This is a genomic window from Bombilactobacillus sp. ESL1202 (assembly GCF_058107125.1).
Window position 1 is genome coordinate 924,621 of the sequence record NZ_CM176590.1, and the last position, 13,345, is coordinate 937,965.

Consider the following 13,345-nt stretch of genomic DNA (forward strand, 5'->3'; position numbering starts at 1 on the left):
TAAAATGGATATTTATATTTGTGAAGATGACAATAGCCAATTACTAAGACTAAAAAAGATAATCAACAATTATTTATTAATTGAAAATTTGGATATGCATATCATTCAAGCTAGCGCAGATCCCCAGAAAATCTTAAGTTCCTTAAAACAAAGTGCATCCACGCCTAATATTTATTTTTTAGATATTGATTTAAAAGCCCAGCTTAATGGCATTCAGTTAGCGGCAAAAATCCGTCAGTTTGATAGTTTGGGAGCTATTATTTTTGTGACAACTCATGATGAGTTAGCTCGTGAAACGTTCAAATATCAAGTTGCTGCATTGGATTTTATTTTGAAGGATAATCCACAACAATTACAAACCGACGTCGTTCGTGTCTTAACAAAAGTAAACGACCAGTTAAAACAACAACAAAAGCAGCGGCAAGTCTTAATGGTCAAAACTACCGATCAAATACTCTACTTAGATTGTAAACAAATTGAATTTATCGAAACTCTTGGCAATCATAAACTATTAATTCATGAACTTAATAAACAAGAAACTATTAACAGCGATCTCAAAGATTTGGAATCACGGTTACCCAATAATTTTTTACGTATTCACAAATCGTTCATTATTAATACCGATTATTTAGTGCAATTCGATAAAAAACAAAAAGTCGTCGTTTTAGCTAGTCAAGCTATATGTCCTGTTTCGCGCCGTAAACTAAAATCTTCGGAAGATTGGCTTGAGAACTCTTTTAAATAATCAGTCTAATATTGGGACAAAAGTTGCTAATTAAGTTGCGTACTAACTTCTGACTTTTGAAGCACTAATAAGAAGAAAACGTTCGTCAAAATTCACGAAAAATTATTTTTGTCTCAGCTTCTTGTGAATGATTTAATAAAACTTTTATATTAAATTTTTGAGCTCAATTGCGCAACTTTTCGTAAAAAGTTATCTATTTTATGTTGCTTAATGCCTCGCACATAAGCTAAAGAAGTATGTTTAACCTTTTTGATTCCACACATTTTTAAAACTTGTCGCTTTAATATTCTTCCATAGTCTGATTGAAAAAACTGCGCATATAAATACGGAGTGTCGTGCGTATTAATAATCCAAGCTTTTTTGCCAGTTAACATTCCTACTGGTGATAAGCCACGATAATAGTAAGCAAACCCTTTGGCGAACACCCGATCGATAAATCCTTTCAAAATTGCCGGCATCGAACTCCACCAAATTGGGAAAATAAAAATTAAATAATCACTCCAATTAATTAAATCGCGATATTTTTCAGTTTCAGGATCTTGATTAAGATATCTTCTTCGATGTTTGGAATCAAAAAACAAAATTGGATTAAATTTTTCAGCATATAAATCTAGTTCTCTAACTTGATTTTTTTGATTAATATTTTTCGTAACAGTCTGTTCAATGGCCGCATTTAATCCTTCATGATTAGGATAGGCGTAAATAAGTAGAATTTTCATTAGTTTTCCTTTCTAATCTATAATCAATCTCATATTTATTATTCTACAATGCAAACTACAATAAAAATAGATAGACTTTGAACTGGATATCATTCTCCAAAGTCTATCTATTAGTTTTTTACAGTAATTGAATTTTAGCCGCTGCACATTGTCGACGCATCTCAGTTGGCCAAACGCTAGCTTGAACTTCGCCAATGTGCGCCTTGCCTAACAGCAACATACATAAGCGTGATTGCCCAATGCCGCCGCCAATGGTTAATGGTAATTCATTCTGCAAAATTCCTTGGTGATATGGATATTTTAGCCGATCGGTTGCTTTTTCGTGTTCCAATTGGCTTTGTAACGATTTTTCATCAACCCGAATGCCCATGCTGGACAACTCCAAAGCCACTTGCAAAGGTTCATACCAGAATAAAATATCCCCATTTAAGTGCCAATCATCATAATCAGGTGCACGCCCATCATGTTTTTCACCATTGCTTAATTCGTCCCCAATTTGCATTAAGAAAACGGCACCATATTCTTTGCAAATCGCATTTTCGCGTTCTTTGGGTGACAAATTAGGATAGCGATCCAATAATTCTTGCGTGGTAATAAAATGAATTTCATCTGGCAAATGATAAACGGCTTCTGGATAACGATACCAGACTTCATCTTCTAAATGTTTCACTACTTTAAAAATCAACTGCACAGTTTGCTTCAAAGTATCAACGTTGCGTTCCTCACGCTTGATGACTTTTTCCCAATCCCACTGATCAACATAAATTGAATGGAAATTATCTAAATCCTCGTCTTTACGAATGGCATTCATATTTGTATACAAGCCTTCATGCTCTTGGAAGCCATATTTTTTGAGCGCCGCACGTTTCCATTTTGCTAAAGAATGGACAATTTCAATCGACTGGTCAGGTAAATCTTTCATGGTAAAGGAAACTGGTGTCTCGACACCGTTTAAATTGTCATTTAAACCAGTATTATGCGGTAAAAACATCGGTGCACTCAAACGTTCCAAGTGCATGGCTGCCCCAAATTCAGTTTGAAAAGTTTCACGAATATAACGAATGGCTTTTTGCGTTTCCCGAACGGACATTTTAGGATCATAATTTTGTGGAATAATTAAGGTCATAGCACTTTCCTCCTTGAAATAAAGTTGCCAACATACAAATAACTTCCAACTACAAGAGCAAATATCATTTTTTACAGATTAATAAAAACTAAAAAAAGCCCCTCATCCCAATCAAGGGACGAGAGACTCGCGGTACCACCCTAGTTGCTTTACAGCCAACTCTACACGTACAAACATACGTCGTGGATGATAACGATCCATCACCGGTCAAACCTTACTCAACTAGTATTTTCAGGTCGACAACTCTCGAAAGTGTTTTTCAAACAGTCTTAACTTGTTTTGGGTTCTCACCAGCCCCAATTCACTGTTCAAGACAACTGCTTTACTCCTCTTTCTCAATGCTTTTAGCTTTTATGATTATCACTATAACACCAAAAATGAGAATTGCAAGAGATATATTAAAAATGGATTAACATTTAGAATCCCGGTTGTTTCTGTTAGTAGAAAGGAGGCCAAAAATCATTTAACAGTATCACACTACAGAAATAAATTGATAAAAATAATTTCTTACCGTAAAATGTAAGAGGTAAGAAATAATCCGAACAAATTAGGAGGATAATCATATGTCACAGTTAACCAGTGTTTTATCCAGTAAAGGTCAAGTGGTGATACCTGTCTCTGTTCGCAAACAATTAGGATTAGAAAAAGGAAGCAAAATATCTTTTGAAGTCAAGGGCGATCAAATTATCGTGAAAAAATTGCCAACGGCTTTAGACTGGTCTAATCTGATCAAAGATATACCAGTAGAAGATGTTGAATTTGATGATAATGGAAACTATGATCCTAAAAAATCTCCAGAATTCCATGATTGGATGGTTAATGGTTAAAGCATGAAAGCAATGGATATTTATGTGGCTAATGTTTTTTATGAAGATACAAATGGAGCAAAAACACGTCCAGCATTAGTTATCCAAGTTACTGCCCAAAAAATTGGCTTCTTTAAGATTACCTCTCAATATTCTCAAACATCCTATTTCAAAAAAACTTATTATTATAAAATCATAGATTGGAAAGAAGCAGGCTTAAATAAACAATCCTATATTGATACTCATAAAATATTTAGACTTCCACCTGCTAAAGTTTTAAAAAACAAACCAGTTGGAAAATTGACTGATTCAGATATCATTCGCCTATTTGAATTTATAAACGGTCAAAGTAATTAAAAGCGTTTCACTTATACGTCACCGAAAAATCTGGGACGATTTTTTTATTTTCAAAGAAAAAATTGAGCTTGGAAGATAACTATTTCTTATATTGACATTATTCTTAATTAGTTTTCAAACTCCTAACATTGCAATCGGTAAAACATGAACCTGATCTTTTTGCCTTGTATAGGCATATTGACCTGTATTCAACAAAACCTTGGTTACTTTAAATTCATCTTGAACCAAATCTTCGAACCAATTAAGATGGCGAACATCTTGATCTGACGCTGCATTAGCACTCGCTTTAACTTCAAATAAGATCAATGAATTACCTTTTTGTAAAGTAAAATCAATTTCATGAAATCCTCGATGATCTCTAAAGTGCGATAATGTAGCTTTATTAGCATCCGCATATACAATCAAGCTTTGATAGACTAATGATTCTAACAATTGTCCAATAAAAGTTTGATTAAATTTACCAATATGTTTAGGTACGTGATAATCTACCAACTGACTACGCTCAACCCCTAATAATTTTAAAGCAATTGCTGGATCCAACATAAAATGTTTTGGTGACTTGGCTAAATTAGGATACAGTTTTCCTACTCCCAAGAAAGCCGGTACTTCATCAATAATATAAAGTATTTCCAAAGCTTCGCGGTAATCATTGGCTGTGGTTCGATTCAAACTTTCACCATTAGCAGTTGCCGCATCAATAATGGTTTGAAACTTTGTAGTAGTACCAATAGAGGCTGCATATGATTTTAACCAAGCCAAAAGACTAGCAGGTTTTCTAACTTTAAATACGTTTTCAGAAAAATCATGATCGATAATGTTATCAATATAACTTTGTAATAAAAGTTCCCGCGCTTTCTGAGATCTTTTCCGAATCCCCGGAAAACCCGATTTAAAAATTTCATCTAAATAATCACTAAGCGTTTTTTGAGTGACTCCATGGACACTACTTTCATTGGAAAAATTAAATAATTCATTGATGTGAATATAATTGTCAGACATTTGCCGTTCTTGAATTGAATACGGACGTAGTTTCAGTCTAACAATTCTCCCCGCTCCGCCATGAATTTTTGAATTTGTTCTAATACTGCTCCCTGAAAATAAAAAGCTACCATTGGAGACACCATTATCAACTTGATGTCTAACAAAAGTCCACAGCTCAGGTGCGTATTGCCATTCATCTAGCAAAGTTGGCTTTTTATCCTTTAAAATGACGTTTGGGTCATTTGTGAGTAACAATTTTTCTGTTTCATTATCCAAACTATAGGTTGTTTTAGCAAATTGTAAACAAGTCTCTGTCTTGCCAACCGCTTTTGCTCCCTCAACTAAGACAGCAGGTAATTCAATCAAAATATTTTTCAAAGGTTGATCAATTATTCTAGGATCATACATAATTTTTCTCCTTTTAAATTCAACATTATACAATTTTTACACTCGCTACTGTACAATTTTTACACTTTATATTATACAATTTTTACTTCGATTCAAAAAACTACGACACAATTTCCTTAGAAAAAGTATCGTAGTTCCGAAATTTTTATTGAAAAGCTGATAAATCAAAGTAAAATAATCATTTTTTAATACTGATAAAATAGATCCTTAGTAACACAATATCTGCATGTCACACTATTTTATTTTTTAAGTCAAACTATTGGTCAATGTCCACACAACCGAACCTTGATAAGCACCTGCTGAAAGCTTATCAAGTCCCTCATTTTTTAGATAAGGTCCATTGGGCATGGTGCTCATCGGACTATTAGAAGTAGTCCACAAATCAGATATTTTAAACGTGTTATCTACAGCTTGATTCGGGTGTGTCTCCACCGGTGTTGCAGCGGTAGTAATTGGTAAACTAGTTTGATTACCATAATACATATTTAACCCATTCTTACCAATTGCATTCGCTAAATCATTAGACAGCTGTAAGGAAACGGTCCAAGTTTTTTCTTTGTGATAGGTGTCAGTCACACTTAAATCACCTGACATTTGTGAAATTGGAATATTTCGTCGATCCTGTGAAATTTGGCGTCCAAAGTCTAGTTGATCAGGAACATTCAAAGTTAGAAGACCTTTCACTGGAATCGTTGCAGCTGCAGCAAAAACAGCATCATGATAATTAGTTTCCGCTTTCGGATTAGCATTATCATTAGTATCCGTCAAGATGATCTGTAATTGATCACCATCAACCAAACCACTAATACCACTCAAAGTCCATTTACCATCAGGACCGACTGTAGTTGCTTGTTCAGGTGTAGATTCAGTATCTGGTAAGCCTAAACTCGGATCATGAATGACGCGATAAGAAACTTTCGCTCCAGGTTCGTCACTTGTCCCCGAAACAGTATTGGTTGTTGGCACAATTGCGGAAGTAATCTTATCTTCACTACCTTCAGGCGTCAAATTAGATTTAGCAGTTTTAGCTTGAGCCGGTGTTGGCGGTGTTTTATCAATAACAGTTTGCGTATCAGTATTAAAATCTGTCCCTTGCTCGGAAATAATTGCCCCCTCGGTGGTGTCATTTGCCCCATTACGCCAAACTTTCATAATTTTAATAGTAGAGCCAGTTTGTAAGAAGTTATTGTCCACTGGAATTTTAATTAAACCATAGTCAGTCTTATCAGCACCATTATAATAGTCATTAGTTTTACCAATCGAGGTAGCTTCCACATTTTTAATCGTTCCGTTCGGTAATGTAATTTGAACTTCTACATGAACTTCACCATCATATGCATCACGTTCAGAGTCATTTTCTGTCGGAATTTTTGCTTGTAGCCAAAAATATTTATCTGCATTAGTTGGCGCTACAACATGGCCAGCTTCGTCACGCATCCAATCAACCTTAGCTGGCTGGATATTGGCTGTCATTCGCGCTAATTGAGATAAACCGAGATTGTTTGTCATAAAATCGTCAAATGATTCCTTATCATCAGGTGCACTAGCTGCAGTTGAAGTTGCTTTATTAAATGTATTAACAGCCGAGCTGGTTGAACTATAAGACGCACCAATATGATGCCAATCCTTTGTAGGATTATCTTTTTCAACATCTAGATCACTTCCATCCGCATTTGCATTGGACCAAACCTGCAGTGGCAATTCACCATGACTAAATGTACTAGCTTTCGCATTAGCACTGGAGCCGTAAAATAACTTAGATTTCTTCTTAGAAGTAGAGGGAACGGGCTTACCTGCAGAATTAACAGCCCCCGCAACATTACTTCGATTTTCAAAATCAAAATATCGGGGATTTGGCATTGTAAATGTTAACTTGGCCGAACTATAGAAAATACTACCTTCTGGCATAAATCCTCGAGCAACAAATGAAACTGTATCATTAGAAGTACTACCCGCATTAACTTCAACATCAACACTGGAACTAATAGCTGGACCACCTTTAGCATCTAATAGAACTTGCGAATCGGGATCACTCAATTTAAAAAAGTTTGATGAATTAGCTGAACCACTAGTGTAAAACAATGCCTGTCCACCCGAAGCTGAAGAAGTTGAAGGACTTTTTACGTTATCAACAGTATTGTTTCGAACGTTAAACTCTGCTCCTTTGGAGACAGAAATCCCATTATTACCACCAAATAATCTAATTCCTGGACCACTGGTTGTAGTAATATCATTTTCAACATTAGCATTGACATGGCCCAAAAGCTCAAATTGCATACCGCCAGACAAAGCAAACCTAATTGGAGAATTATTTTGAAAAGTGCCTAATGGTAAACATCCACGCGTGGCATTAAAACTCATAGGATCTTCCTTAGTATTAGCACTACCATCAATATCAAACTTACTGTTCTCCCCCGAAACAACAATAGCCGTCCCGGACATATTTTTAATATCAACGTTAGACTGATTAGAGATATTAAAAGTCGAATCTTCACCATAAATTTTAAATAAGCCACACAAATCAGCTACACAAATTCGTTTCATATTTAGTGAAGAGTGATTAGTAAAATTAATATTCATAGGTGAAGTATTTGTAGGAACTCCAATGGTATTATCTGAGTTAAGAAATTGGTTATTCTGTGAAGTAAAAACTGGCTTAACATCAGTAGAATTCTCTTTTTCAACAGCCGCTTGAGTTGATTCAAAGTTAGTATTATCAAAATTGGTATGACGTACAATTGCTGGTTTAGCAGCAGTAACATTTGCACGATTATAGTAAATAAATAAATTAGTCTCTTCATGAACGGTACTATCTTTAAAAGTCAAATCATTATCCGCTGTCCCAGTCATAACAATATTGTAATTATCACTACTAGTATAAGTAGTAGAGTCACTAGAAGAGTAATAATTATCTGGAGTTGTATAGTTTAAGTTAACATGATCAAAAACCAATTTAATCGGAGTAGTAATTTTATTGTCAGAAGTAAATAATCCTCCACGAATTAAAGTATTATTGTAATATTCATCATCAGCTTGACTACCAGTTGGTGGTACCCTATTAGGATCTCGTAAAGTATTTTGCAAAGTTAAACTACCACCTGTTGAAGTAAAAGCATACGTTAAAGTTGTACTACTTGAATTATCATACGTCTTTGTATTCAACTTAGCATCTAACAAAGTGGTTGTTCCACTAGCTAACGTAATTGTTGTCGATGCTAATCCCGCCACCCCGGCTTGATCAGTCTGCAAATCGTACGTATTAAAATCAATCGTTTTGTCCGTCGTAACCTTTGGTGCTGGATTAGCTGCATTAACCACTTTGTCAGTACTTGAAATATTTTGAGTAAAAATAATTTTAGTAATAGTTGTACTCTCTAAAGCTTTCCGTAACTCATCCCAACTACTCACCCATGCAATAGTAGCGTCACTGTTAGTATCAGTAGGAGCTACTTTAGGAGTTATTTTGGCATTAATCGCCTTTTTATTATCAAGGTCAGTTTGATGAGCAGTTTGCATATCTTTTAATTCTTTCAACTCCTTGGCAGTTGTTTCAGGATCCCCCTTTCCCTTTGCTCTGAAGATTGAATTTGGTTCTGTTAAGCTATTAACTCCTGAAGCTGTTAATCCTTGATCAGAAGTCGCACCGTTTGGCAATCCCCCATTGGTTGTCAAAGTTGTCCACGGATCCATTGGCTCCCCCATAGTATCCGCTTGAACAGAATTCTGTGTAAAAACAAGCATTGAACTCATCCCCAAAGTGAGCAAACCTGTTTTTAATAATTTATTCATAATTTTTTATCCCCGTATAAATTATTCATTATTTCCCCATAATGTTAATTCCCCATTTTTTAACTAATGAGACATTTTATCTTATACGATGATAAATTCAAGGCTATTATTAGATTTTTTTCTTGTTTTTTTACAAATTCAAAAAGATAGATAAATTTTAATTTTTTTTAAAAAAATACCATTGAGAACCAATGCTAAATTATAATTTAAAGGCAAAATATATCTAATCAATATAAACTTTTTCAAGGGATTAAAAATTAAGCAATCACAAAAGATATTTAATTTAAAACACAAATGTTTTTTATAATAATTAATAATGTTTTGTAAAAATGATAGATTTTAAACTAGGATTTTTCATAATTTTTTAGGTTTTTTAGAGAGCGTTTTCATAAAAATAAAATGGAATCCGCTTATGCTAAATTAAAAATATAAGAATTTTTCTCAGAAAATCACTTTTTAAGTGCTTTATATGATTGCTGGAGCTAGGTTTCTTGAAGTTATTTAATTCAATAAATCCAAGTTAGAAAACCAACTAACAGAACATAATTCTCACATTTATCCCTTAACAATCTACATTTTAACAATCAATTAAAATTATCTATTGATTAATCTTAGACAATTAAGATTAAAGTTGTTTAAAACTAAGTATTATAGCTCACAATAAAAAATATTGTAATTTCTTATTTTTTTATTGACTAAATTGATTCTTTATTTTGCGTAAGTTTTACAATTAAGTTAGCCACTTAAAAAATAAAAAGACACCAAGATAAAAATCCGGTATCATTAAAGTTTCCACAACAATATGAAAAGAGGATTTTATCTTGGTGTATGAATATCTTAACACATCTCGCCGCAAAGGAAAGCATTTATCTGAGGTGGAACGTGGCAAAATTGCCACTTTACATGAACAGGGCTACTATGCTAGAGCCATCGCTCGACAACTCGGTGTTTCTCATCAAACTATTAATAATGAACTGCAACGTGGTAAAGTTAAGCAAGTTAAAAAGGTTAACGGCAAGATCTACTACTTCTATATTTATAGTCCTGAAGCTTCTCAGGAGCGGTATTTAAATAATCGTAATAACTGTAGCCGTCCCTTGAAATTCACGCAAGTCACCGATTTTCTATCATTCTTTGATGAACATTTTTATCAAGATAATTGGTCACCAAATGTCGCCGTAGGCTTTGCCAAGAGTAATCAACTATTTAGTTCAGATGAAATGATTTGCACCAAGACTCTCTATAATTACATTGATAAGCAATTGTTAGAGGTTAGAAATTTGGATTTAGCTATGAAAACTAAACTCCGAACCAAACAGCACAAATCACACCAACATCGGCGACTCAAGGGTCTTAGTATTGATCAAAGGCCTAAATATATTGACAAACGCCAAGACTTTGGAAACTTTGAGATCGATACAGTTATTGGTAAAAGAAAAGGACACGAAAGTGTCCTTTTGACGCTAACTGAGCGTAAAACACGCTTTGAACTGATTCGTTTAATTGATGGTAAGGACGCTGATTCTGTTAATTATGCCTTGCAACAAATCACTGCCAAATTAGGAACGATTATGAAGTCAGTTACAGCTATAATGGAACAGAGTTTAGTTCTCTAGATGTGGTTCTTGCAGGGATTGCAGATACTTATTATGCACATCCATACACTTCTTGTGAACAAGGAATCAATGAACGTCATAACAATATGATTCGTCAGTATTTTCCTAAGAGCAAATCGCTAGACTTGGTTAACCCGCTTCAAGTTCAAGAAGTAGAAGATAGACTCAACAATTTACCACGCCGATTGCTTAATTATCAAACACCAGCAGTTGCTTTCCAAAGAGAGTTAAGAAAAGCCCAGCAAAAACAAATGACTTAAATTAGAACTGAATGATTACCGAAACACTTTATCTATAGGATTTTTAGAAAGTGGCTAACTTATTATTGCAATTTACGTAACATTATTGTAAGTATAACTTTGCTTGGCATAATGCTTAGATTTGAACTTGGGGAAACGAGCTTGCTTGTGAAAGAAGCGCTCATAAGCAAGTTCCGAGGTTTTTATTAACATTCAACAAACTAGTAGCTTCAGCGCTCTTTAAGAATGTATATTCTCGTTTCAATTGTTTAACCAAATAATTCATGCCAAAGGTCTTAACGAATTGGCCACCATTACTGTGACGTTCTTGTTGCATCGCTAACATTTGATTCCAAACAAAGCGCACCGCACCAAAGTTTTCAATAATTTGTTGCCGTTGTGTTTGGTTAGGATAGATTTTTAGTTTAACAGCTTTGAGCACCACAATCTTGCACCACCCTTGGTTTAATAAATTAATTATAAGCCATAGATATTTACAAAACAGTTAAAATTTAAACACGGAGCAATTCATCACGTCCTTAAAAGAACGTGTTTCCTTGCTCGTTTTAAAAATCGCTTCTGCCGTTAATGCTTAAGAATTGCGTCCGTCCACTTAAAATTGCGCAAATTCCAAACGAAATTTGCTGGTAGCCCTCGCTCTTTTTAGCTATATTAAAGTTAAAACAGGATAAGGAGCTCAAGAAATGAAAATTAAATTTGGCGACCAACTTTTCAAATTCAGAAAAGAAAAAAATATTTCACAAGAACAAATGGCTCAAGGGTTAAAGGTTACCCGACAAACTATTTCCAAGTGGGAGTTAAAAGAAGCAACGCCCGATCTCAATAAAATTCAAAATATTGCAGACTTTTTAAAAGTGCCAACTGAAGAGCTACTCTTTGGCTCAGCTATCAATGACAAAATTGAGCAGGCTGCCCAACAACTACTTCACCAAATGATTGATCAATCTGCTAGTAAATCACAGTCACCGACAAAATTTTCTTGGCATTACCGTCCGATCAATAATGGCTGGGAATTTCTAGCTCATTATTTTTGGGTAATAATTTTAATTATGATCTTCGGCTTTGGCGGTTTAATTTGGTTTTTAGATAATTTTGTTTAAACTATCATTGGTTAACAAATCAAGTGCTAGCTTTTATAACTAACTACCTCTTCGGTTGCCAATATTGCAAAACAATTGTTTGATGAAGCACATAATTTAGAAATTTGTTTAGTACATCCGTAAAAAACGTTTACATTATGGAAAAGTTTGTTCCATTTTCATTATTACGGTACAATGTGACTGTAGTATTTATACTAGGAGGATATTTGAATGGCTTATTTAGATAACGGTAATCAAATTTTTAAAGACGCTCGTAAAAATCATTATGCAGTTGGCGCATATAATACTAACAACGTTGAATGGACACGGGCAATTTTGCGCGCTGCTGAAGAAACAAGGACTCCATTGTTGATTCAAGTTTCCACTGGTGCCGCTAAATATATGGGTGGTTACAAGTTCGTTAAAGACATGGTTGAAGACCAAATGGATTCTATGAACATTTCTGTACCTGTTGTTTTGAACTTGGATCATGGTGACTACGACTCAGCTGTTGAATGTATTAAATTAGGTTACTCCTCAGTTATGTTTGATGGTCATGCTTTACCAACAGAAGAAAACTTAGCTAAAACCAAAGAAATTGTTAAATTAGCTCACGAACGTGGTATTTCTGTTGAAGCTGAAATTGGTAAAATTGGTGAAAACCAAGGTGCTGAAGGCGGCGAATTAGCTTCTGTAGAAGATGCTAAAGCCTTTGTTGCTGCTGGCGTTGACAAATTAGCCTGTGGTATTGGTAATATTCACGGTGTTTATCCTGAAGGCTGGACCGGCTTGAACTTTGACCGTTTGAAAGAAATCGCTGATGCCGTAGATGTACCTTTAGTTTTGCATGGTGGTTCTGGTATTCCTGAAGAACAAATCAAAAAAGCGATCTCTCTTGGTATTTCCAAAGTTAACATTAATACTGAATTTCAATTAGCTTTCCAAGAAGCTACTCGTAAATACTTTGAAGAACATAAAGATGAAGATAAAGCAAACAAGGGTTACGACCCTCGTAAATTACTTCTTCCTGGTGCTGAAGCAATTACTGACTCCATGAAAGAAATGATTGGTTGGTTAGGTACACCATCAATTGATGAAGAGTTAAAATCAGCTGCTTTTGATCGTAGCTCATTGAACGAAGAATAATTAATTATTAGTATTTTAAAAAGCGAATCAACTGGTGCTGATTCGCTTTTTTAGTACATAATTTGATAGCCATTTTCTAAAAAGTTAATTACTGCTGAGTTTATCTCGCAAAAATGATCAACGTTTCACCTGTTTGAATCAAAATATCACCATGTGAAATCAAAGTTTTCCCACCACAATTTCCGTCAAAATTCTAATCACGACACCTTTAACAATAAAGAACAAGTGTGTTGAATCAACTTTTTTAAGTTGCACTTTACTTCATCTGCCTTATGAAATTTGTGAATTATATCTGCAATATATCCTAGAGGAC

At 34.5% G+C, this 13,345-nt stretch carries 10 protein-coding genes, 1 pseudogene and 1 other annotated feature; of the genes and pseudogenes, 6 read left to right on the forward strand and 5 right to left on the reverse strand.

The genetic code is table 11. The features are described from left to right. Positions 1–4 precede the first annotated feature (4 nt). Positions 5–745: a LytR/AlgR family response regulator transcription factor gene (locus AC3B7A_RS04055; protein WP_489756445.1), complete on the forward strand. Its 741-nt coding sequence runs from the start codon at positions 5–7 to the stop codon at positions 743–745. Between the two features lie 149 nt (positions 746–894). Here the strand turns inward: AC3B7A_RS04055 and AC3B7A_RS04060 are convergent, their stop codons facing one another. After that, the gene (locus AC3B7A_RS04060) at positions 895–1,464 is read right to left on the reverse strand and encodes an NAD(P)H-dependent oxidoreductase (protein ID WP_489756446.1); all 570 of its coding nucleotides are present in this window, start codon (positions 1,462–1,464) and stop codon (positions 895–897) included. A gap of 118 nt (positions 1,465–1,582) precedes the next feature. Next, positions 1,583–2,590 carry an aspartate--ammonia ligase gene (gene asnA, locus AC3B7A_RS04065; RefSeq protein ID WP_489756447.1) on the reverse strand — a complete coding sequence of 336 codons (1,008 nt, stop codon included), beginning with the start codon at positions 2,588–2,590 and terminating at the stop codon, positions 1,583–1,585. Positions 2,591–2,701: 111 nt separating this feature from the next. Further along, positions 2,702–2,938 (reverse strand) — a binding site (T-box leader). Between the two features lie 215 nt (positions 2,939–3,153). Between asnA and AC3B7A_RS04070 the strand changes: the two genes are divergently transcribed. Then, positions 3,154–3,417: an AbrB/MazE/SpoVT family DNA-binding domain-containing protein gene (locus AC3B7A_RS04070; RefSeq protein ID WP_489756448.1), complete on the forward strand. Its 264-nt coding sequence runs from the start codon at positions 3,154–3,156 to the stop codon at positions 3,415–3,417. A gap of 3 nt (positions 3,418–3,420) precedes the next feature. Next, complete coding sequence (locus tag AC3B7A_RS04075; protein WP_489756449.1) at positions 3,421–3,753, forward strand: type II toxin-antitoxin system PemK/MazF family toxin; 333 nt, start codon at positions 3,421–3,423, stop codon at positions 3,751–3,753. A 114-nt stretch (positions 3,754–3,867) separates the two neighbouring features. On the opposite strand, the gene AC3B7A_RS04080 is transcribed toward AC3B7A_RS04075, so the two are convergent. Continuing rightward, positions 3,868–5,142: an ATP-binding protein gene (locus tag AC3B7A_RS04080; protein ID WP_489756450.1), complete on the reverse strand. Its 1,275-nt coding sequence runs from the start codon at positions 5,140–5,142 to the stop codon at positions 3,868–3,870. A gap of 246 nt (positions 5,143–5,388) precedes the next feature. Beyond that, on the reverse strand, positions 5,389–8,931 hold the full coding sequence (locus tag AC3B7A_RS04085; protein WP_489756451.1) for a pectate lyase-like adhesive domain-containing protein: 3,543 nt from the start codon (positions 8,929–8,931) through the stop codon (positions 5,389–5,391). A gap of 824 nt (positions 8,932–9,755) precedes the next feature. On the opposite strand from AC3B7A_RS04085, the pseudogene AC3B7A_RS04090 reads away from it, so the two are divergent. Continuing rightward, positions 9,756–10,807, forward strand: a pseudogene (locus AC3B7A_RS04090) (IS30 family transposase). Positions 10,808–10,967: 160 nt separating this feature from the next. On the opposite strand, the gene AC3B7A_RS04095 reads toward AC3B7A_RS04090, so the two are convergent. Further along, on the reverse strand, positions 10,968–11,231 hold the full coding sequence (locus AC3B7A_RS04095) for a helix-turn-helix domain-containing protein (RefSeq protein WP_489756452.1): 264 nt from the start codon (positions 11,229–11,231) through the stop codon (positions 10,968–10,970). Positions 11,232–11,490: 259 nt separating this feature from the next. Here AC3B7A_RS04095 and AC3B7A_RS04100 point away from each other — a divergent pair, with 259 nt between their 5' ends. Both AC3B7A_RS04100 and fba read left to right on the forward strand, forming a co-directional pair. Continuing rightward, positions 11,491–11,907, forward strand: a complete 417-nt coding sequence (locus tag AC3B7A_RS04100; RefSeq protein WP_489756453.1) for a helix-turn-helix transcriptional regulator — start codon at positions 11,491–11,493, stop codon at positions 11,905–11,907. 210 nt (positions 11,908–12,117) lie between these two features. Beyond that, the gene (gene fba, locus AC3B7A_RS04105; protein WP_489756454.1) at positions 12,118–13,032 is read left to right on the forward strand and encodes a class II fructose-1,6-bisphosphate aldolase; all 915 of its coding nucleotides are present in this window, start codon (positions 12,118–12,120) and stop codon (positions 13,030–13,032) included. Positions 13,033–13,345: the final 313 nt, after the last annotated feature.

Bases quoted from the DNA above. Each gene is read 5' to 3' on its own strand.
- AC3B7A_RS04085 (WP_489756451.1), bottom strand. From the start codon at position 8,931: ATGAATAAATTATTAAAAACAGGTTTGCTCACTTTGGGGATGAGTTCA.
- AC3B7A_RS04075 (WP_489756449.1), top strand. From the start codon at position 3,421: ATGAAAGCAATGGATATTTATGTGGCTAATGTTTTTTATGAAGATACA.
- AC3B7A_RS04055 (WP_489756445.1), top strand. From the start codon at position 5: ATGGATATTTATATTTGTGAAGATGACAATAGCCAATTACTAAGACTA.
- asnA (WP_489756447.1), bottom strand. From the start codon at position 2,590: ATGACCTTAATTATTCCACAAAATTATGATCCTAAAATGTCCGTTCGG.
- AC3B7A_RS04080 (WP_489756450.1), bottom strand. From the start codon at position 5,142: ATGTATGATCCTAGAATAATTGATCAACCTTTGAAAAATATTTTGATT.
- AC3B7A_RS04070 (WP_489756448.1), top strand. From the start codon at position 3,154: ATGTCACAGTTAACCAGTGTTTTATCCAGTAAAGGTCAAGTGGTGATA.
- AC3B7A_RS04100 (WP_489756453.1), top strand. From the start codon at position 11,491: ATGAAAATTAAATTTGGCGACCAACTTTTCAAATTCAGAAAAGAAAAA.
- fba (WP_489756454.1), top strand. From the start codon at position 12,118: ATGGCTTATTTAGATAACGGTAATCAAATTTTTAAAGACGCTCGTAAA.
- AC3B7A_RS04060 (WP_489756446.1), bottom strand. From the start codon at position 1,464: ATGAAAATTCTACTTATTTACGCCTATCCTAATCATGAAGGATTAAAT.